This window comes from Kitasatospora sp. NPDC051702 (genome assembly GCF_040681575.1).
GTDB lineage: Bacteria > Actinomycetota > Actinomycetes > Streptomycetales > Streptomycetaceae > Kitasatospora.
The window spans coordinates 39,969-60,298 of sequence record NZ_JBFAZB010000055.1 but is presented as its reverse complement, the minus strand read 5'-3'; the positions used below and the strand labels follow the sequence as shown (position 1 = coordinate 60,298).

Genomic DNA, 20,330 nt, shown 5'->3' with positions numbered 1-20,330 from the left:
GAGCCGTGCTGTGAGTGCAGGTGTCAGTCTTCGCGTAGTTGCACAACTCGGCGGGCGAGTTCGGCAGCTCCGTGAACTCCCCGCCTGGTGTATCGGCGTCCGGGCGGCGGATCAGCCGGCCGGGTGCGGCGGCTGCGCCGGGGGCGCGGGCTGCGCGTACGGGTTGTCCGCCACCGGCTGGGCCGACGGGGCGTACGCCGCGGCCTGCGGAGCCGGTGCGCCCGGCTGCGGGGCGTACGGCGCGGCGGCCTGCGGCGGGACCCCCTGGCCGGGCTGCGGGGCGTACGCCGGCTGCGGGGCGTTCGGGTTGTACGGCGCCTGCGCGGGCGCGTTCGGGTCGAAGCCGGCCGGCGGGCCGTACGGCGCGCCCGGCGGGACGGGCTGCTGGGCCTTGGCGTTGCCGCGCTCGACGATGGCCTTCACCGAGTGGACGATCAGGGCGATCGGCAGGATGAACGCCTTGAAGAAGATCTCGTACCGGCCGCCCTCGAAGACGAACGCGAGGTAGTAGGCGTACCCCAGGAATCCGAGACCGACGAGGACGTTGAGGATCCGCCAGCCGATTTTCAGGCCGCCGCCGAGGTTGAGCGCTCCGAGGACCAGCATGGCGACGCCGCTGAAGGCCAGCGCGACGACGTACCAGGAGAAAAGCGGCTCGGCGCTGAAGTCGAGGTTGTTCAAGAAGGATTCCCGGGGAAGCGGAGAAAACGGCGGAGCCGTTGGGGACGACAGCGCACAGTACTGGAGGCGGCCGACATCCGTCGCCGTGTTTTCGTCACGGAGTAGTTGCGCTGCTCCGGAACGGCAATTGACGAGGTGGGAAATGACTGCGTATGAGGTGCTGCGGGTCTTTTGCGGTCCCGACGGCGGGTACGGCAACGAGCTCGGCGTGGTGCGGGACGGCGCCGCGCTGCCGGGCCGGGCGGAGCGGCAGGCGTTCGCGCGGCAGCTCGGCTTCAGCGAGACGGTGTTCGTCGACGACCCGGAGCGCGGGGAGGTCGACATCTACACCCCGACCCTGCGCCTGCCGTTCGCCGGCCACCCCTGCGTGGGCGCCGCCTGGCTGCTCGGCGCGGACCGGCTGGTCACCCCGGCCGGGGAGGTCGCGGCCCGGCACGACGGCGGGCTGACCAGGATCGCGGCGCGCCCCGAGTGGGCCCCGCCGCGGACCCTGCGCCGGTACCGCTCGGCGGCCGAGGTGGAGGCGCTGGAGGTGCCGCCGCCGGGGGAGTGGATCTACGCCTGGGCCTGGCAGGACGAGGCGGCCGGCACCGTCCGTGCGAGGGCCTTCCCCGGGCGGGACGACGGGATCGACGAGGACGAGGCGACCGGCGCCGCGGCCCTGCTGCTGACCGCGCGCCTCGGGCGGGCGCTGACCGTCACCCAGGGCCGGGGTTCGCAGCTGCTGACCGGCCCGCGTCCGGACGGCCTGGTCGAGGTCGGCGGTCGGGTCTGCCGGGTGGCGGCGGGCGGGGCTCAGCGGGCCGGCGGGGTCGGCTCGGCGTAGGCGCGGGGCCGGGCCCGCACCGGGGCGACGGGGGCGGTGACGGCGGGCACCGGCGGGCCGACCAGGGTGGTCACCTGGGGTGCGCGCACCCGCGGCCGCCGCTCGCGCAGCAGCCGCCGCAGACCGGGGGCGAGCGCCAGGTGGGTGGCGGCCACGCCGATCACGGCGAACAGTATGTGGTCGACGTTGAGGACGTGCCCGGGCGTCCAGGAGGAGAGGAACTCCAGGCCGGTCGCCAGCAGGGCGGAGACGCCGGTGGTGCGCAGGAAGGACGGCAGCCAGGGGGCCCGCAGCCGGCCGCCGGCCAGCGGCAGCAGCACGCCGAGCGGGGCCAGCAGGACGAACTCGCCGGCCACCTGCCAGGCGGTGGAGGAGCGCAACGAGGCCAGCGGCGTCAGGTTAGCGTCGTACACCCAGGCCACCGGGAGCGGCCGCAGCACCACCAGCCAGAGCACCAGCGCCAGGTGGCAGGCCAGGCCCGCCAGACCCGCCGAGCGGAGGGATCGGTGGACGGCCGCCGCCGGCCGGGTCTCGGTCCGCGCGCCGGAACGCTGGTCGCGTGTCCTGGTGCCATCTCGCTGCACGGGGGGAAGGACGTGGACCGGTGGCGCGGTGGTTCCACCCCGGGCGTGAACATTCCAGGACGCGCCCCCGGCGCCCGGAACAGCTCCCGGAACCGAGCCCGGACCGCTCCCGGAACCGAGCCCGGACCGCTCCCGGAACCGAGCCGGGACCGCGCCCGGCGCGGTCCCCGGACCCGCCCTAACGGCAGGGCGCAGCCGTCGGGACGGCGCTGAACACGTTGTCCGGCGGCGGGCTTCCCGGGGTCACCACCACCGGCGACGGGCTCGGGGAGGCACCGGACTTGGCCGCGCCGCGCGCCGCGGTCGGGGTGGGCGAGGCGGGGGACGGCGTGGCCAGGGCGGTGGGTACGTGCGGGGTCGCGGTCGGGCAGGCCGTCCGGCTGGCCGGGGCGCCCGCGTCCACCGGGACGGCGGTCGGCCGGATGCCGCAGCCGGTGGCCAATGCGAGCAGGAGGAGGGCGCCGCAGGCGCGGCGCAGCGTGCTGCCGGTCGGGGTGCTGCCGGTCGGGGAGGTGGGGGAGGTCACGAGGCGTCCTTGTTCTGGGCTGCGTCGCCGACGGCGCCGTCGACGGCGCCGTCCGCGGACGGCGGAGGCGGCGGAGCCAGCGGCAGCGTCAGCGTGAACACCGCCCCGACCTCCCCGTTCGCCGCGGTGATCGTCCCCCCGTGTATCTGCGCGTTGGCCATCGCGATCGACAGCCCCAGGCCACTGCCCTCCGAGCGGGCCCGTCCCCGGTCCGCCTTGTAGAACCGGTCGAAGACGTGCGGCAGCACGTCCTCCGGGATGCCCGGGCCGCTGTCGGAGACCTCGACCCGGACGGAGCCGCCGCTCTCGCGGACCTTGACCCGCACCGGCGAGCCGCCGTGCTTGAGGGCGTTGCCGATCAGGTTGGCGAAGACCACGTCGAGCCGGCGCGGGTCGACCACGGCCAGGATGCCGCGCGGGGCGTCCAGTTCGACGGCGTCGTACCAGGCCCGGCCGTCGATGCAGGACATGATGAGGTCGGCGATGTCCACCTCGTCGGCGACCAGCCTGGCGGTGCCCGCGTCGAAGCGGGTCACCTCCATCAGGTTCTCGACCAGGTCGGACAGCCGGCGGGTCTCGCTCACCACGAGCCGGACGGCCGGCTCGATCATCGGGTCCAGCGACTCGGCCTCGTCCTCCAGGATGTCGGTGACGGCGGTCATCGCGGTGAGCGGGGTGCGCAGCTCGTGCGACATGTCGGCGACGAACCGCCGGCTCTGCGCCTCGCGCGCGCTCAGCTCCTCGACCTGCTCGTGCAGCGACTCCGCGGCCCGGTTGAACGTCCGCGCCAGGTCGGCGAGTTCGTCGGAGCCCTCGACCTCCAGCCGGGTGTCCAGGTGGCCCTCGCCGAGCCGCCGGGCGGCGTCCCCGAGCCGCTTGACCGGCCGCAGCACGGTGGACGAGGCGGCCTGGGCGAGCAGCGCCGAGCCGATCAGCGCCAGCAGGGTGGCGATGGCCAGCGACCAGCCCAGCGTGTTGAGGTCGGCCCGCTCGTTCTCCAACGACTTGAACATGTACGCCGTCGGGCCGGTCGGCACCACCTTGGTGCCGCCGATCACGAACGGCCGGCCGTCCAGGTTCTGCCGCTGCCAGTACAGGTGGTACGGGTACGGGTTGGTGTCGGTGATCTCGCGGGGCTTGGCGACGGTGGACTGCAGCGGGGTCGGGACGTCGGCCAGCGTGAAGCGCCCCGGGTCGGAGGAGGCGCTGCACTCCGGGTGCGCCGGATCGACCACCACGACGTCGTAACTCAGCCCGGAGCTGGCGACGCTGGTCGCGAGCGAGACGAGGTCCGGGCAGCTCGCGTTCAGCGGCAGCTCGGAGACGTTGCGGCTGAGCGAGACGCGGAAGTCGTTGAGTGCGGTGTCCTGGGCGCGCTTGAGCACCGCGTCGCGGTTCAGCCAGTAGGCGATGCCGGAGGCCGACACGGCGGCGAGCAGCGCGACCGCGGCGAACACCGCGATCAGCCGCACCCGCAGGGAGCGCAGCCGGCGCCACCGGCCGGTGGCGAAGCGCCGGGTCGTCGTCTGTTGGTCAGTCACGGGAGCCTGTCGTCGTACGGGAGTTCATGCCGGGGTGGTGCGGGGGAGGGCGCGGGAGGCCGCACCGGGCGCTCAGGCCGGCGGGTCGAGCCGGTAGCCCACCCCGCGCACGGTGCGGATCAACGTCGGCGCGGACGGCACGTCCTCGACCTTCGCCCGGAGCCGCTGGACGCAGGCGTCCACCAGCCGGGAGTCGCCCAGGTAGTCGTGCTCCCAGACCAGCCGCAGCAGCTGCTGGCGGGAGAGCGCCTGGCCGGGCCGGCGGCTGAGTTCCAGCAGCAGGCGCAGTTCGGTCGGGGTGAGCTGGAGGTCCTGGCCGTCCTTGGTGACGGTCATCGCCGCGCGGTCGATCACCACGGTGCCGTACGCGGAGGAGTCGGAACTCTCCCGCTCACCGCGGCGCAGCACCGCCCGGATCCGGGCGTCCAGCACCCGCGGCTGCACCGGCTTGACCACGTAGTCGTCCGCGCCGGACTCCAGGCCGACCACCACGTCGATGTCGTCCGAGCGTGCGGTCAGCAGGATGATCGGCAGCTGGTCGGTGCGCCGGATCCGGCGGCAGACCTCGAAGCCGTCGATCCCGGGCAGCATCACGTCCAGCACGATCAGGTCGGGCCGCTGCTCCTTGAAGAGCCTCAGACCGTCCTCGCCGGAGGCGGCGGTGGCCACGCGGTGGCCCTGGCGGGTGAGGGCGAGTTCGAGGCCGGTCCGGATGGCGTCGTCGTCCTCGATCAGTAGGAGGAAAGGCACGGCCCCATTTTGGCCCACCGGAAGCGTCGAATCACCCCCCGGACGGGCCCCCGGGCGCCCGGGAACCGGAACCACCGCCACCGGCGTCCGGTACGGAGGGAGGCGGACCGGGACGAAAGGCCCGCCCCTGTGACACCCCTGTGACAGTCGGCGGACAGCGCCATCACAACCGCCGGGCAGGATTTTCCATGTCGCCGCAGGACAGCGGGCCAACCCGGCCGGCTGGAAGGCGGCAACAGGAACCGCTCGTACCGACCCAGGGGGCGCACCATGAACGCCATGCTTCAGACCCGGACCAACCCGGCTGTCCGCACCGCGCGTTCGTCAGTGTCCACCCACCGGACCCGGTACGAGGTCAGGACCGACGAGAACTCCGGTGCCGTGACCGTACGGGGGTGCGCGCACAGCACCGGTGGAAACCCTGTCGCCCGCCGGGTGAGCGGCGGCGGCAGGACGGGGGAGCTGTACGGGATCGGCCGGGTGGGGAACGCGGCCGACTCCGCCAACACCCTCACGCTGCGGGGGATCCTCCCCGTCCGCGTCGAGGGCAAGGACGCCCTGGGGGGTACCGGGGGGAACCGGGGTACCGGGGGGAACCGGGGTACCGGAGGGAACGGCCTGCGGACGGTCGGCTCGGGGGAGTCGGCCGGACGCGCGGCCGCCGGTGCGACGCTGCTGCGGCTGAACCCCGCACCGGCCCGCGCCGACGAGGCGGGACAGGGAGACGCGCAGGGGGAGCACCCGGCCGTCGCGGAGGACCACATCACGGAGTTCACCGCGTACGTGCGCGAGCGCCGCGCCTCCCTGTACGCCACGGCGTACCACCTGACCGGTGACCGCTACGAGGCCGAGGACCTGCTGCAGAGCGCGCTCTTCAGCACCTACCGGGCCTGGGGCCGGATCACCGACAAGGCCGCGGTCGGGGGCTACCTCCGCCGCACCATGACCAACCTGCACATCTCCGCCTGGCGGCGCCGCAAGGTCAACGAGTACCCGACCGAGGAGCTGCCGGAGACGGCCGGCGACACCGACGCGATGGGCGGCACCGAGCTGCGCACCGTGCTCTGGCAGGCGCTGGCGAAGCTGCCGGAGAACCAGCGGACCATGCTGGTGCTGCGGTACTACGAGGGCAAGACCGACCCGGAGATCGCCGACGTGCTGGCGATCAGCGTCGGCACGGTCAAGAGCAGCATCTGGCGCGCGCTGCGCCGCCTGCGCGAGGACGAGCACCTGAACAAGTCGGGCGACACCGTCCGGGCGTTCGGCGAGCTGGTCGCCTGACGCGGGGCGCGCGAGGAGAGGGACTCCCGTCGGGGGACGGGTAGCGGACGGTCGAGGTGCGTGAACGCCGGCTCGGGGGAGCGGTGACCACGCGGCCCGGGCCGTCCGGGGAAGGCGACGGGCCCGGTGCGGGGGAGACGCACCGGGCCCGTCGTTCTGCTGTTCGCGTTGCCGGGCCGCCGGCCCGTTCCGCTGCCCGGGCCGCCGGGCGGCGGGCCCGCCCGGGTGTTCAGACGGCGGACAGCTCCCGCCGCCCCGCGGCCGCGCGGATCCGGCGTTCGGCCTCCGGGCCCGCGCACGGGTAGGAGCCGAGGGTGACCTGCCGTCCGACGATGGACCGCTCGGCGCGCATCAGCCGCCAGCCGCGGCGCACCAGCACCGGCAGCGACTTGCGGCCCTCCCGGACGTCCCGGCGAAACCGGCGCCAGGCCGTGGTGAGCGCGCCGTTGCGCAGGCACAGGGCGTCCCCGAGGAGCCCCTCGGCGGCGCACTCGGCGGTGATCTCGGCGGCGAAGATGCCCTCGGCGATGAACGCGGGGGCACCGGCGAGGTCCAGGGGGCGGGTGCCGATCCGGCCGTTGTCCGGGATCGAGTACACCGGGACGTCGACCCGGCCGGTCTCGTGGAGGCTGCGGATCGCGGCGACGGCCTGGTCGCGGTGCCAGGCGAGCGGGGAGTCCCAGTCGACCGCGCCGTCCGGCAGCAGCGGCAGGGTGGGGTCGTCCCCGTCCTTGTAGAAGTCGTCAAGCTGGAGCACCGGCAGTCCGCTGCGCTCGGCGAGCGAGGACTTCCCGGAACCGGAGGGACCGGACAACAGGACGACCCGGGCGCGGGTCATCGGCACAGGGTTCAGCGGGGCGTCACTCACGGGACACCAGTCTGACGCATCGGGGCCCGATGCCGAAACCGGTCGGGTCACACCTTCTGTTGCGGCTGCTGCGAGTTCGGGTCGGCGAGGGCGGCGTGGACCACCGGCAGGTAGCGGCTGTCGACCTGGAGGAAGACCGGGGTGCCGTCGCCGGGCGGCCGGTAGGCGGTGGCGGCCCAGTCCTGGTCGTGCCACACGTCGGGCTCGGGGTCGTGGAAGGTGCCGCCGGCGGGGAGCTCGATCCGGCCCGGGCGGGTGTCGAAGGTCACGGTGGCGGCCCCGGGCGTGATGCGCAGCCGGCCGTTGACGTAGGCGGGCTGCCAGCCGGGGCGGTCGGACCGCGCCGAGCAGGGCACCCGTACCGTCCGGCCGGCGGCCAGCCGGCGCCGGGTGCGGGCCACGTGCAGGCGGCGGACGAAACCGTCCGCGAACAGCGCCATCAGCTCGCCGACGAACTCTCCCACGGCGTCCCTCCTCGATCGTCTTCCTCCGCCACGATCCTCGCCCGGCGGCGGGCTCCCGGGGGAGCGCCGAAAGGCGGACGTCGCGGCGACGAAAGTCGACGGACCCGCGCCAGGGGGGGAGAGGCGCGGGTCCGTCCAATGACCGTCCGGGCCCTGGGGGGGGAGAGGGCACGGGGGACGGCCAGCTTGTGGAGTTGTTCACCCGGTGGAGACGGGGAGGGTCAGATCCCCATCGGGTGCCAGACCGTCTTCGTCTCCAGGAAGGAGAGTAGCCGGTCCGTACCGGGCGCATTGGTCCAGTCCTGGGCGAACGGGTCCAGCTCCGGACGGACCACCCGCTTCAGGGTATCCGCGGCGGCCTCCTCCAGGGCCTTCGCCGCGCCGGGCCCGTCGGCGGCGATCGCGCCGGTGAGGTCCACCGCGTTGACGTCCTGGTGCGAGGCCAGGGTGGGCGCGATGTCCGCCGTCCGGCCCGAGATGATGTTGACCACGCCGCCCGGGACGTCCGAGGTGGCGAGCACCTCGCCCAGCGACAGGGCCGGCAGCGGGGCGTCCGCGGCGGCCGCGACCACGACCGTGTTGCCGGTGGCGACCGCCGGGGCGACCACCGACACCAGGCCGAGCAGCGAGTGCCCGTAGCCGGCCTGCGGGGCGACGATCCCGACCACGCCGGTCGGCTCCGGGGTCGACAGGTTGAAGAACGGCCCGGCGACGGGGTTGGCGCCGCCCGCGATCTGGGCGACCTTGTCCGTCCAGCCCGCGTACCAGACCCAGCGGTCGATCGCGGCGTCCACCAGGGCGGCGGCCTTCTTCGGGCCGACGCCCTCGGCGAGCGCCACCTCGGCGGCGAACTGCTCGCGCCGGCCCTGCAGCATCTCGGCGACCCGGTACAGCACCTGGCCGCGGTTGTACGCGGTGGTGCCGGCCCAGCCCTTGACCGCCGCGCGGGCGGCCAGGACGGCGTCCCGGGTGTCCTTGCGGGTGCCCAGCGGGGCGTTGGCGAGCCACTCGCCCTTCGAGTCCGTCACCTCGTACACCCGCCCGCTCTCGGAGCGCGGGAACTTCCCGCCGACGTACAGCTTGTAGGTCTTGAAGACGTCAAGACGCGTCGCGACATCAGACATCGAGGTAGGCCTCCAGACCGTGGCGGCCACCCTCGCGGCCGTAGCCCGACTCCTTGTAGCCGCCGAACGGCGAGGTCGGGTCGAACTTGTTGAAGGTGTTGGCCCAGACCACGCCGGCCTTGAGCTTGTTCGCCATCCAGAGGATGCGCGAGCCCTTCTCCGTCCAGATGCCGGCGGAGAGGCCGTACGGGGTGTTGTTGGCCTTCGCGACCGCCTCCTCGGGGGTGCGGAAGGTCAGCACCGACAGGACCGGGCCGAAGATCTCCTCCTGGGCGATCCGGTGGGCCTGGCTGACGCCGGTGAACAGGGTCGGCTTGAACCAGAAGCCGGTGCCCGGCAGCTCGCAGGCCGGCGACCAGCGCTCGGCGCCCTCGGCCTCGCCGGCGTCGGTCAGCGCGGTGATCCGGGCCAGCTGCTCGGCCGAGTTGATGGCGCCGATGTCGGTGTTCTTGTCCAGCGGGTCGCCGACCCGCAGGGTCGCCATCCGGCGCTTCAGGGCGTCCAGCAGCTCGTCCTGGACCGACTCCTGGACCAGCAGGCGCGAGCCCGCGCAGCAGACGTGGCCCTGGTTGAAGAAGATGCCGTTGACGATGCCCTCGACCGCCTGGTCGAGCGGCGCGTCGTCGAAGACGATGTTGGCGGCCTTGCCGCCCAGCTCCAGCGACAGCTTCTTGCGGGTGCCGGCCAGCTGCTTGGCGATCGCCCGGCCGACCGGGGTGGAGCCGGTGAACGCGACCTTGTTGACGTCCGGGTGCGAGGTGAGCGCGGCACCGGTGCGGCCGTCGCCGGTCACGATGTTGACGACGCCCTTGGGCAGACCGGCCTGGCGGCAGATCTCGGCGAAGCGCAGGGCCGTCAGCGGCGTGGTCTCGGCCGGCTTCAGGACGACGGTGTTGCCGGTCGCCAGGGCGGGCGCGATCTTCCACGCCAGCATCAGCAGCGGGAAGTTCCACGGGATGACCTGGCCGGCCACGCCGAGCGGCTTCGGGGCCGCGCCGAAGCCGGCGAAGTCCAGCTTGTCGGCCCAGCCCGCGTAGTAGAAGAAGTGCGCGGCGACCAGCGGCAGGTCGACGTCGCGGGTCTCGCGGATCGGCTTGCCGTTGTCGATCGACTCGAGCACGGCCAGTTCGCGGCTGCGCTCCTGGATGATCCGGGCGATCCGGAACAGGTACTTGGCGCGCTCGCTGCCCGGCAGCGCCGACCAGTCGGCGAAGGCCGCGCGGGCGGCGGCGACGGCGCGGTCGACGTCCTCGTCGGTGCCCTGGGCGAACTCGGCGAGCACCTGCTCCGTCGCCGGGTTGACCGTCTTCAGGGCCTCGCTGCCGGAGGAGTCGACGAACTCGCCGCCGATGAAGTGGCCGTACGAGGTGGCGATGTCACCCGCGGCGGCGGGGGACTCGGGCGCCGGGGCGTAGGCGAAGAGGCCGCCGGCGGGCTTGGCCGCGGGCTCCTCGATGATCTTCTTCTTGGCCATGGTGATCAGTCCACCGTCACGTAGTCGGGGCCGGAGTAGCGTCCGGTGGTGAGCTTCTGGCGCTGCATCAGCAGGTCGTTGAGCAGGCTGGAGGCGCCGAAGCGGAACCAGTGCGGGGAGAGCCAGTCGTCGCCGAGGGTCTCGTTGACCATCACCAGGTACTTCATGGCGTCCTTGGTGGTCTTGATCCCACCGGCGGGCTTCACACCGACCTGGACGCCGGTCTGCGCGCGGAAGTCGCGGACCGCCTCCAGCATCAGCAGGGTGACCGGCGGGGTCGCGTTGACGGCGACCTTGCCGGTGGAGGTCTTGATGAAGTCGGCGCCGGCCAGCATCGCCAGCCAGGAGACGCGCCGCACGTTGTCGTAGGTCTGCAGCTCGCCGGTCTCGAAGATCACCTTGAGGTGGGCGTAGCTGCCGTCGGCGCGCTTGCACGCCTCCTTGACGGCGACGATCTCGTTGAAGACGTCGAGGTAGCGGCCGGAGAGGAAGGCGCCGCGGTCGATCACCATGTCGATCTCGTCGGCGCCCGCGGCGACCGCGTCGGCGGTGTCGGCGAGCTTCACCGGGAGGGCGGCGCGGCCGGCGGGGAAGGCGGTGGCCACCGAGGCGACCTGGATGTCGGTGCCCCGGAGGGCGTCCTTGGCGGTGGCGACCATGTCCGGGTAGACGCAGATGGCGGCCACGCGGGGGGTGGTCGGGTCGGTCGGGTCGGGGGTCCTGCCCTTGGCGCACAGAGCGCGCACCTTGCCGACCGTGTCCGCGCCTTCCAGCGTGGTCAGGTCGATCATCGAGATCGCGAGGTCGATGGCGTACGCCTTCGCCGTGGTCTTGATCGAGCGGGTACCGAGGGTGGCGGCACGCGCCTCCAGGCCGACCTGGTCGACGCCGGGCAGGCCGTGCAGGAAGCGGCGGAGCGAGGCCTCGGACGCCGCAACGTCCTGAAGGCCGCTGCCCGCAACGCCGGGGGCATTGGCTGCAACAGTGGACATAGTCACCAGACCAGCATATCTACGCGCGTAGCCGACCGCTAGGGGGCACACCTTTCGTGGCCGGACCGAGACCTCACCGTGGGGGGCATGGGGCAGAATCGACGGCATGACCGATTCCGACGGCAAGCCCCACCAGGGCTCGGCCGCCCCCGACGGGGAGACCGTGTACGCGGACCGCGTGTACCGCTCAGTCCCCGGTGTGATCTCCGGCGTGCTGCTGCTGGGCGTGGCCGCCTGGCTGATCGGCGACGCGGCGCTGAACGGGACCGGGAAGACGCCGTACGTCTCGCTCGCCGCGGCGCTGGTCTTCGCGTTCCCGGTGGCCGCCTACACGCTGCGCCCGGCCGTGCTCGCCAACGACCGGCGACTGGTCGTGCGCAACCCGTGGCGGACGATCACCGCGCCGTGGGCCTCGGTCGACGCACTGCGCGCCGGGTACTCGGTCGAGCTGCTGGCCGAGGGCCGGAAGTTCCAGATCTGGGCGGTGCCGGTGTCGCTGCGCCAGCGCAAGCGCGCCAACCGGGCCCGGGAGAACGGCGGCGCCGAGCACGTCTCCCGGATGGGCCTGGCCTTCGGCCGCCCGGCCACCACCGGCCCCGGCGTGCAGGGCGCCCCGGACCCGACCCGGGCCTGGTCCGACCAGGTCACCAACGTCCTCCAGGAGATGGCCGAGCGCAACGCCGCCCGCCCGGAGGCCGCCGGCGGGATCAGCGTCCGCTGGTGCTGGTGGATCATCGCCCCCACCGTGGTCGGCCTGGTCGCGCTGATCGCGGTGATCGCCGCCTGACGACGACGCGCCACGAGGGGCCCGCCGACCGCTCGGCGGGCCCCTCGCGCGTTCCGGGCCGGGTGTCCCGGGAGGGCCGGGTGCGGGAGTGCCTCCCGGCCCGGGTGGGGCGGGAGGCACTCGTGCGGGGCGGGGCCGGGCGTCAGGCGGTGATGCCGGCGGCCTCGGCCAGGTCGCGCTTGATCGCGTCGAGGAGCTCGGCGGCGCGGGCGCGGGCGGTGGCGAGGTCGGCCGCGGTGGCGACCGGGAGGACGACCTCCAGGTAGCACTTGAGCTTGGGCTCGGTGCCCGAGGGGCGGACCACGATGCGCGCGGAGCGGACGCCCTCGCCGGCCAGGTAGTAGCGCAGGCCGTCGGTGGGCGGCAGCTCGGCGGAGCCCGCGCTGAGGTCGTCGGCGCGGGTGACGGCCAGCCCGGCCAGGACGGTCGGGGGCTGCTCGCGCAGGCGGCCCATGGCGTCGGCGATCAGGGAGAGGTCCTGGACGCGGACGGACAGCTGGTCGGTGGCGTGCAGGCCGTGCTCCAGCGCCAGGTCGTCCAGCAGGTCGCTCAGGGTGCGGCCGGACTGCTTGAGGGTGGCGGCGAGCTCGGCGACGAGCAGGGCGGCGGTGATGCCGTCCTTGTCCCGGACGCCCTGCGGGTCGACGCAGTAGCCGAGGGCCTCCTCGTAGCCGTAGCGCAGGCCTTCGGCGCGGGAGATCCACTTGAAGCCGGTGAGGGTCTCCGCGTAGCCCAGGCCCGCGGCCTCGGCGATCCGGCCGAGCAGGGTGGCCGAGACGATGGTGGTGGCGAAGGTGCCCTCGGCCTTCTTGGCGACCAGGGCCGCGCCGAGCAGGGCGCCGACCTCGTCGCCGCGCAGCATCCGCCAGCCGGAGGTGCCGTTGCCGCTGCCGGCCGCGTTGGCGTTGACCGGGACGGCCACCGCGCAGCGGTCGGCGTCCGGGTCGTTGGCGATCACGATGTCGGGGCCGACCGACGCGGCGGTGCGGAAGGCGAGGTCCATCGCCCCCGGCTCCTCCGGGTTGGGGAAGGCCACGGTCGGGAAGTCCGGGTCGGGCTCGGCCTGCTCGGCGACCACGGTGGGCGCCGGGAAGCCGGCCCGGCGGAAGGCGGCCACCAGGGTGTCGCGGCCGACGCCGTGCATCGGGGTGTAGACGACGTCGAGGTCGCGCGGGCTGTGCCGGTCGACGATGGTGACGGCCCGGTCCAGGTAGGCGTCGACGATCTCGTCGCCGAGCACCTCCCAGCCGTCCTCGGCCAGCGGGACCTCGGCGAGCGAGCCGATGGCGTCGATCTCGGCGGCGATCCCGGCGTCGGCCGGCGGGACGATCTGGGAGCCGTCGCCCAGGTAGACCTTGTAGCCGTTGTCCTGCGGCGGGTTGTGGCTGGCGGTGACGGTGACGCCGGCGGCCGCGCCCAGGTGGCGGATGGCGAAGGCGAGCACCGGGGTGGGCAGCGGGTGGGGCAGCAGGGCGGCGCGCAGGCCGGCGCCGACCACGACGGCGGCGGTGTCGCGGGCGAAGTCGTAGGACTTGTGGCGGGCGTCGTAGCCGATGACGACGAGGTCGCCGAGCTCCTGCTTGCGGACGTGGGCGACCAGGCCGGCGGCGGCCCGGATCACCACGGCGCGGTTCATCCGCATGGGGCCGGCGCCGAGTTCACCGCGCAGGCCGGCGGTGCCGAACTGGAGCCGGTCGGAGAAGCGCTCGGCGAGCTCGGCCCAGGCGGTCTTGCTGTCCGACTCCGCGTCCGGGCCCTCGGCCCGGGCCAGCAGGGCGGTCAGTTCCTCGCGGGTCTGCGGGTCGGGGTCCTCGGCCAGCCAGGTCCGGGCCCGGGCGAGGAGGTCGGTGGTGGGTGCCTGCGTCATCGCTGCGTTCTCCATCGGGGAGTTCGTCGGTTGTCTGCCGGAGGGTTCCGCAATCAGGGGGTGCGCATGCGGACGGGGCCCGCGGGCGGGTGTGATCGGCGGATCACGCCCGCCCACGGGCCCCGTCGCTCGTGCGTCGTGCGCCCGGTGGGCGTCAGATCCGCTCGAGGACCTTCGCCAGCAGCTCACCCATGCGCTCGGCGGAGGCCTTGCCGGCCTCGAGCACCTCTTCGTGGTTGAGCGGCTCGCCGGTGATGCCGGCGGCCAGGTTGGTGACCAGGGAGATGCCGAGCACCTCGGAGCCGGCCTCGCGGGCGGCGATGGCCTCCAGGGTGGTGGACATGCCGACGAGCTCGCCGCCGATCACCCGGGCCATGTTGACCTCGGCCGGGGTCTCGTAGTGCGGGCCGCGGAACTGCACGTACACGGCCTCGTCGAGGGTCGGGTCGACCTCGTGGCACAGCTCGCGCAGGCGCTTGGAGTAGAGGTCGGTGAGGTCGACGAAGTTGGCGCCGACGATCGGGGAGTCCGCCGTCAGGTTGATGTGGTCGCTGATCAGGACCGGCTGGCCGGGCACCCAGCCCTGGCGCAGGCCGCCGCAGCCGTTGGTCAGCACGATGATGCCGCAGCCGGCCGCGGCGGCGGTGCGCACGCCGTGGACGACGGTGGCCACGCCGTGGCCCTCGTAGTAGTGGTTGCGGCCGAGGAAGATCAGGGCGCGCTTGTCGCCGATCTTCACCGAGCGGATCTTGCCGGCGTGGCCGGCGACGGCGGGGGCGGGGAAGCCCGGGAGCTCGGTGACCGGGAACTCGGCCACGGTCTCGCCCAGGGCGTCGGCGGCCGGCACCCAGCCGGAGCCCATCACCAGGGCGACGTCGTGCCGCTCGGCACCGGTCAGCTCGCGGAGGCGCTCGGCGGCGGCCTGGGCGGCGGCGTAGGGGTCGGCGGAGACGACCGACTGAGGGGTTGCGTTCACGGGTCCGAGGATAGACGGGAATCGGCTACGCGCGTAGAAAATCGGGCGCGGCGTGCCGGATCGTTACCCGGTTGACCCGAAAGCACAGCTGGATGAGGCCTTTCGGGTGATGTCACTCGTCGGTACCTCCAGGGGGCCGGGCCGCTCGTCAGAGCCGTTTCGCGCTGCGCAGTCCCTTCGCGTACAGGCCGTTGTCGTCCAGCCGCGCCGTGCCGCCCTTGTCGCCGAAGGTCGGGCCGTCCGCCTCCTCCCGGCTGGAGACGTACCGGGGGTGGCCGTCGGTGTCCAGGCCCAGGTAGATGCCGGTGTGGTCGAGCCGGGCGCCGGTGCGGGCGTCGATCTCGAAGAAGACCAGGTCACCGGGCTGGAGCGGGTCGATCGAGGCCGGCCGCACGGTGGTGTCGGAGCCCGGCGCGGTGGTCAGCGGCAGCACCGGGACGCCGGGGCCGAGCCGGGCCAGGCCGTTGGCGGTGCGGGGCAGGCCGGGGCCGGCCGCGTCCTTGGAGAGCAGCGGATAACCCGACCGGTAGCCGTAGACCATCCGGACGTACCCGGAGCAGTCGAAGGCGCCGTAACGGGCTCGGTCGGGCTGCTTGGCGACCTTGTCCGCGAACGTGTACGGAACACCCAGGTAGTCGAGGAAGTCGGTCTGTTCCAGGCGCAGGTCGTTGCCGACCGAACCGTTGGGGTTGAGCGGGCCGAAGGAGGCGTCGCCCTTGAACCGCACGCCCTTGCCGTCCTTCTCGGGCGCCGCGCCGGCCAGGTACTGGACGGCCACCGCCAGCACGTCGTCCGCGGTGGAGCCGAGCGACTGCCGGAACCAGGTGCGGAACCAGGCCTCCTGCTCCGCGCCCGGCCGCCACGGCTGCGGCATCAGCCGCACCCAGTTGTCGGAGAGCACGGTTGCCGCGGTGGTGCCCGGTTCGGCGAAGGTCCGGCTGGGGCCGGCCAGGACGGCGGTGCGGGCGTTGTCGGTCAGGGTGGCGACCACGCCGCCGCGGGCGTCCCGGACGACGGTCCGGTCGGGCCCCGTCAGGCGCTCGTAGCGGTACCCGGCGGCCGCCGCGGCGGTGTCCCCGACCGGGCCCGGGGTGGCGGTGGTGGTGATCAGCGGCGCGGTGCCGCCCGCGGCCGGCTGCCGGTCGCGGTCGCGCAGCTGGACGGTGAGGTAGCCGCTGGCGGCGAGCAGGGTGACGGCGAGGCCGCCGCTGAGCAGGGACTTGCGGGTGACGGGCATCGGGAGCTCGCTCGCTTCCTTCCTGGGGTCCTGGGGTCCGGGTGGTCCGGGGGCCGGGCTTCCGGGTGGTTCCGGCGCGTCCGGCGCGTGCGGGATCAGGTGCCGGGCAGGGCGCCGAGCAGGACGCCGGCGGTGAGCACCACGTAGTTGGCCAGGGTCACCGTGCTGGTGGCCATCAGGGTGGCGGCCCGGGGCTGGCGGACCAGCTGGTAGGCGATCAGGCCGGGGACGATGAAGCCGAGCGTCTGGTTGGCGTACAGGGTCGGCAGCTCGCGCTGGAGCACCAGCATCACCGTCGCCTGCAGCAGCACGCCGATCAGCACCACGGCGGCGAACAGCCGCTTGCCGTAGAGGATCACCAGCTTCTGGACCAGCCGGGTGGCGAGGTAGGTCAGCACCGTCACGCCGATCACGATGGCCACCCGCTGGAGGTCCTCGACCAGCGTGAGGGCCAGCCAGCCGGGGGTGATCATGCCGCCGGGGGACAGGTTGGTGGTCAGGTAGCAGACGAGCGAGAAGACCAGGCCGAGCGCGATGCCGATGGCGGCGATCTCGGGGGTGAGCTCGGTGGGGATCACTGCTGGTCTCCGTGGTCGGTGGTGCGGGGGAGGGGGTCGTACCAGGAGTCGGGGATCGGCTCGGGGACGTGGACGGGCACCGCGGGGCCGGGCTCGTACGGGTGCGGGCGGTACGCCTGCGGCCCGGACCGGTACGCGCCCGCCTCGTACGGCTGGGCCTCGTACGGCTGGGCCTCGTAGGGCCGGGGCTCGTACGCGACCGGCTCGTACGCGCCGGCCTCGTACGGCCAGGGCCGGTGGTAGCCCGGGTCGCCGTAGTCCGGCTCGGGGTAGAGCGGCTCGGGCTCCCGGTAGGCGGACTCGGGGGCGTCCGGGGCGTCCGGGTCCTCGTCGGGGGCGAGCCGGGCCAGCTCCTCCAGGAACAGCTCGCCCTGGCCGTGGATGTTGCCGACGGCCACCAGCGAGGAGTCCGGGCCGAGTTCGGCCAGCAGCTCGGCGGTGAGCTGCGCCGGGTCGCGCCGGTCGCCGCCGAGGTCGACCACCCGGCCGGACCAGCCGGCCGGGATGCCGTCGCGGGCGCTCTTGGTGGGGTGGCCGATCAGGAACACCGTGTCCGGGTCGAGGTCGGGCACGATCTGGCCCATCTGCCCGTTGCGCTCGACCCGGTCCGGGCGGCAGTTCACCACCACGTTCAGCGGGCGGTGGATCGCGCCCAGGTCCTCCAGCTGGCGGACGTTCATCAGCGTCGACTCGGGGTCGTTCGCGGCGAAGACGTTGGCGAACCGCAGCCGCTTGCCGTCCTCGGTGCGGTAGCGCTCGACGGAGAGCACGCCCGGGTCCGGCGGGGCCGCCCACATGCCCTGCAGCGCGGTCCGCCGCTCCACGCCGAGGAGTTCGGCGACGGCCAGGGCGATCGCGACGTTCTCCTTGAAGGTGAACCAGCTGAAGCCGCGCAGCTCCTCGTCGGTGACCGACTCCGGGTCCACCACGATCAGCCGGCAGTCCCGGCGGGCCGCCTCCTCGCGAAGGATGTGCGCGCGCTCCTGCTCGGCGGTGACGCAGACGCCGCCGACCGGCATCGAGCGGGACAACGAGCGGGCGACGTCGTCCAGGGTCGGGCCCATCTCGGCGAGGTGGTCCTCGCGGACGTTGCACAGCACGCCGATGGTGGAGCGGATCAGCTTGGTCTGGTTGACCTCCTGGAGCGCCGGCATGACGGCCATGCACTCGATGACCAGGGCGTCCGGCCGGTAGGTGGCGGCGCGGCGGACGATGCCGATCTGCTCCACCACGTTCGCGATGCCGAACTTGCGGTAGACCGGCTCCTCGGTGGCGTCCGGGTGGATGAACCGGGCGGCGGTGCCGGTGGTCTTGGCGACCGTCACCAGCCCGCCGCCGCGCAGCGCACCCGCGCAGAGCCGGGTGATCGAGCTCTTGCCGCGGATGCCGTTGACCAGCACCCGGGCGGGGATCTGCTCCAGCGCGGCGAAGTGCCGGCGCTGCTCGACGATGCCGGCCACCAGCAGCACGGCGCAGCAGACCAGCAGCACGACGTAGAGGAAGAGCACGGGAGGTCCTTCGGGCGGGGCTCAGCGGGCGGACGCGGACGCGGGCGCGGGGGCGGGAGCGGTGGCGGTACGGCGGGGGCGGGCCAGCTCCTGGCGGATCAGCTCCAGGCTCCGGGCGACGGCGCCCACCTCGTCGTGGTGGACGGGGTAGAGCACCGTCCGGCGGTCACCGGTGGCCAGCGCCTCGGCGCTCGCCGCCAGCCGGCGCAGCGGCAGGCCGACGGCGATGAACAGCCAGCCGAGGCAGAGCGCGGCCGCGGCCAGGCCGAGCATGCCGGCCAGTACGGCCCGCCGGTCGGCCCGGTTCTGGTCCAGGTGCAGCCAGGCCACCGGGTGGGCGGTGACCACCGACCAGCCGAGCTTGGCCACGCTGCCGTTGCCGCCGAGCGGGGCGGCGGCGAGCAGGGCCGGGTCGCCGCCGCCGCGCAGCACGTCGGCGGCGGCCGACTTCCCGGCGCCCGCCAGCAGGGCCTTGGCGCGGCCCTCGGGCAGGTCGCCGAAGGAGCTGTAGCCCGCGTTGGCGGCCAGCACCCGCTGCCGGTCGTCGACCAGCCAGACCCGGCCCAGTCCGGGGCGGACCAGCAGCGCGCTGAGGAAGTCCGTCTTGAACTCGCCGACCAGCACCGGCCCCGCCGGCTCGGCGGCGCCCTCCGCCTCGGCGTCCGCGGGCGCCGCAACGAGTGAGGCGCGGGCGGCGATCCGCGGCTCCTTCCCGGAGCTGTTGAGCAGCAGCACGCCGCTCGCGCCGAGCGCCTCCGGGCCGGTGCGGTGCGGCGGCTCGCCGACGTGGGCCAGGAGCTCGCCGCCCGCGCCGAGGACGTACAGCGCGCGGTAGCGGTCGTGCTCGGCCAGGGTCGCGCGCAGCAGGGCGTCGGCCTGGCCGACGGAGGCACCGGCGAGTTCCGGGGCGAGCGAGCGCAGGTCGGCGTAGCCCTCGTTGAGCGCCTGGCGGACCCGGTCGGCGGCGGTGTCGGTGCGGTCGCGCTGGCCGGCCACCACCTGGGTGGGGACCCGGACGGTCGGGTCGTTGCCGCCGAGCAGCAGCAGCGGGCCGGACCAGCCGAGCACCAGGACGGCGCACAGCGCCAGCGGCAGCGCGGTGCCCGGTCGGCGGCGGTCGGGCCGGACGGGGGCCGGCGGGCGGGCCGGGTCGAGCAGCTGCAGGCGCAGCTCCTCCAGGGCGCGGGTGATCCGGCCGGCCTCGCCGCGGGCGGGGCCGTGGACGGGCTGGTCGAGGCGGTCCCCGCGGGTGAGCCGGCGGGACTCCAGGAACAGCCGCAGCAGCGGGCGCTGGAGGCTGCGGACGAGGTACCAGGCGAGCAGCAGGGCCAGGGCGGTCAGGGCGCCGGCGGCGGCCAGGCCGAGCAGGGGGTGCCGCAGGCTGCCGGGCCTGCCGTCGACGGTGCTGGTGGAGACCACGGTCAGGCCGAGCGGGGTGGCGAGGTCGTGCCCGCCCGCGGTGCCGACGGCGGCGTAGCCGGCCACCCGGCGCACGCCCTTGGCGTCCGGGCTGCCGGCCAGGCTGCCGGAGGCCGTCCCGCCGGGGAGGGGGCGTTCGCGGGCGGCGCGCTCCCGGGCGCCGGAGACGAGCTTGCGGTCGGCCTCGGCGCCGAGCTCGGCGCCGGTGGTGTCCAGGACGGCGCCGGCGGCGTCCAGGACCTGGATGGTCTGCTCCTTGCGGGTCGCGATGCCGGGCAGCCGAAGGTTGTCGGAGGCGACCAGCAGGGCCCGGCCGTCGGCCTTGGTGGTGACGAGCGCGAAGGTGAGCAGCCGGGTGCCGGTCGTCGAGGGCACCAGCACGGGGGCGGGCGCGGTGTCGGTGACCCTGCCGAGGTCCAGGCCGGCCAGCGGAACGGTCTCGCCGCGGGCGGCGAGCAGCCGGCCGGTGTCGGGGCGGACCACGACGGTGCCGCGCCACTTGTGGTACGCCTGGCCGAGCGCGGTCAGCACGGCGGAGGGCTCGGCGGGCGCGGCGTCGTACCGGGCCGCGGCGCGGCGCAGGTCGGTGGCGCTCTCGTGGAGTCCGGCGCGCAGCGAGGCCGCGGTGTCCTCGGCGGCGTACTGGTGGGACTCCCGGACGGCCTGCGGGGTGTCGTCGACGCGCAGTCCGCCGACGGCGAGCGCGGTGATCGCGGCGACCGCGAGCAGCAGCACCAGGAGCAGCACGATGGGCGGCCGGATGCCTCCGAGCAGCGGCATGTCGGCCCGGCGGCGATAGCGGTGCTGTCGCGGCGGGTTGGGTGCCGTGCTCACGGGGGCCTCGTTC

General features: G+C 74.2%; 19 protein-coding genes. 3 read left to right on the top strand and 16 right to left on the bottom strand.

Going from position 1 to position 20,330, the window contains the following annotated elements; genetic code table 11:
- Positions 1–111: 111 nt before the first annotated feature.
- Positions 112–681, bottom strand: coding sequence for a hypothetical protein (locus AB0N04_RS33135; protein ID WP_360216378.1), 570 nt, complete (start codon positions 679–681; stop codon positions 112–114).
- Positions 682–823: 142 nt separating this feature from the next.
- Here AB0N04_RS33135 and AB0N04_RS33130 point away from each other — a divergent pair, with 142 nt between their 5' ends.
- Positions 824–1,507 (top strand): PhzF family phenazine biosynthesis protein, encoded by a 684-nt coding sequence (locus AB0N04_RS33130; RefSeq protein ID WP_360216375.1) that lies wholly within the window; start codon positions 824–826, stop codon positions 1,505–1,507.
- Here the strand turns inward: AB0N04_RS33130 and AB0N04_RS33125 are convergent.
- From AB0N04_RS33125 to AB0N04_RS33110, 4 genes are all read right to left on the bottom strand, one after another.
- Positions 1,477–2,091, bottom strand: coding sequence for a VanZ family protein (locus tag AB0N04_RS33125; RefSeq protein WP_360216372.1), 615 nt, complete (start codon positions 2,089–2,091; stop codon positions 1,477–1,479). The genes AB0N04_RS33130 and AB0N04_RS33125 overlap by 31 nt on opposite strands.
- A 178-nt stretch (positions 2,092–2,269) precedes the next feature.
- Entirely contained in the window at positions 2,270–2,617 is a 348-nt protein-coding gene (locus AB0N04_RS33120) for a hypothetical protein (protein ID WP_360216369.1), read from the bottom strand.
- Positions 2,614–4,158 carry a HAMP domain-containing sensor histidine kinase gene (locus AB0N04_RS33115; protein WP_360216366.1) on the bottom strand — a complete coding sequence of 515 codons (1,545 nt, stop codon included), beginning with the start codon at positions 4,156–4,158 and terminating at the stop codon, positions 2,614–2,616. The genes AB0N04_RS33120 and AB0N04_RS33115 overlap by 4 nt, the downstream gene beginning before the upstream one ends.
- Before the next feature lie 72 nt (positions 4,159–4,230).
- Positions 4,231–4,908, bottom strand: coding sequence for a response regulator transcription factor (locus AB0N04_RS33110; protein ID WP_063349065.1), 678 nt, complete (start codon positions 4,906–4,908; stop codon positions 4,231–4,233).
- Positions 4,909–5,424: 516 nt separating this feature from the next.
- Here AB0N04_RS33110 and AB0N04_RS33105 point away from each other — a divergent pair.
- The gene (locus AB0N04_RS33105) at positions 5,425–6,189 is read left to right on the top strand and encodes a SigE family RNA polymerase sigma factor (RefSeq protein ID WP_360216387.1); all 765 of its coding nucleotides are present in this window, start codon (positions 5,425–5,427) and stop codon (positions 6,187–6,189) included.
- A gap of 229 nt (positions 6,190–6,418) precedes the next feature.
- On the opposite strand, the gene AB0N04_RS33100 is transcribed toward AB0N04_RS33105, so the two are convergent.
- The 5 genes from AB0N04_RS33100 to deoC form a co-directional block, all read right to left on the bottom strand.
- Positions 6,419–7,027: an ATP-binding protein gene (locus tag AB0N04_RS33100; RefSeq protein WP_360216363.1), complete on the bottom strand. Its 609-nt coding sequence runs from the start codon at positions 7,025–7,027 to the stop codon at positions 6,419–6,421.
- Between the two features lie 77 nt (positions 7,028–7,104).
- Positions 7,105–7,521 (bottom strand): hypothetical protein, encoded by a 417-nt coding sequence (locus AB0N04_RS33095; protein WP_360216359.1) that lies wholly within the window; start codon positions 7,519–7,521, stop codon positions 7,105–7,107.
- Positions 7,522–7,742: 221 nt separating this feature from the next.
- Positions 7,743–8,645, bottom strand: a complete 903-nt coding sequence (locus AB0N04_RS33090; RefSeq protein WP_360216356.1) for an aldehyde dehydrogenase family protein — start codon at positions 8,643–8,645, stop codon at positions 7,743–7,745.
- Positions 8,638–10,119 (bottom strand): aldehyde dehydrogenase family protein, encoded by a 1,482-nt coding sequence (locus AB0N04_RS33085; RefSeq protein ID WP_360216353.1) that lies wholly within the window; start codon positions 10,117–10,119, stop codon positions 8,638–8,640. The genes AB0N04_RS33090 and AB0N04_RS33085 overlap by 8 nt, the downstream gene beginning before the upstream one ends.
- Before the next feature lie 5 nt (positions 10,120–10,124).
- Positions 10,125–11,111, bottom strand: coding sequence for a deoxyribose-phosphate aldolase (gene deoC / locus AB0N04_RS33080; protein WP_360216351.1), 987 nt, complete (start codon positions 11,109–11,111; stop codon positions 10,125–10,127).
- A 106-nt stretch (positions 11,112–11,217) separates the two neighbouring features.
- On the opposite strand from deoC, the gene AB0N04_RS33075 reads away from it, so the two are divergent.
- Positions 11,218–11,898 carry a PH domain-containing protein gene (locus AB0N04_RS33075; protein ID WP_360216348.1) on the top strand — a complete coding sequence of 227 codons (681 nt, stop codon included), beginning with the start codon at positions 11,218–11,220 and terminating at the stop codon, positions 11,896–11,898.
- Between the two features lie 142 nt (positions 11,899–12,040).
- Here the strand turns inward: AB0N04_RS33075 and AB0N04_RS33070 are convergent, their stop codons facing one another.
- From AB0N04_RS33070 to AB0N04_RS33045, 6 genes are all read right to left on the bottom strand, one after another.
- The gene (locus AB0N04_RS33070) at positions 12,041–13,765 is read right to left on the bottom strand and encodes a phospho-sugar mutase (protein WP_360216345.1); all 1,725 of its coding nucleotides are present in this window, start codon (positions 13,763–13,765) and stop codon (positions 12,041–12,043) included.
- A 154-nt stretch (positions 13,766–13,919) separates the two neighbouring features.
- On the bottom strand, positions 13,920–14,741 hold the full coding sequence (locus tag AB0N04_RS33065) for a purine-nucleoside phosphorylase (RefSeq protein WP_360216342.1): 822 nt from the start codon (positions 14,739–14,741) through the stop codon (positions 13,920–13,922).
- 148 nt (positions 14,742–14,889) lie between these two features.
- A complete protein-coding gene (locus AB0N04_RS33060) occupies positions 14,890–15,978 on the bottom strand; it encodes an NlpC/P60 family protein (RefSeq protein ID WP_360216339.1) in 1,089 nt (362 codons plus the stop codon).
- Positions 15,979–16,073: 95 nt separating this feature from the next.
- A complete protein-coding gene (locus AB0N04_RS33055; protein ID WP_360216336.1) occupies positions 16,074–16,556 on the bottom strand; it encodes a poly-gamma-glutamate biosynthesis protein PgsC/CapC in 483 nt (160 codons plus the stop codon).
- Positions 16,553–18,064: a poly-gamma-glutamate synthase PgsB gene (gene pgsB, locus AB0N04_RS33050; protein WP_360216333.1), complete on the bottom strand. Its 1,512-nt coding sequence runs from the start codon at positions 18,062–18,064 to the stop codon at positions 16,553–16,555. The genes AB0N04_RS33055 and pgsB overlap by 4 nt, the downstream gene beginning before the upstream one ends.
- A gap of 21 nt (positions 18,065–18,085) precedes the next feature.
- On the bottom strand, positions 18,086–20,317 hold the full coding sequence (locus tag AB0N04_RS33045) for a HAMP domain-containing protein (protein ID WP_360216330.1): 2,232 nt from the start codon (positions 20,315–20,317) through the stop codon (positions 18,086–18,088).
- Between the last annotated feature and the right edge of the window lie 13 nt (positions 20,318–20,330).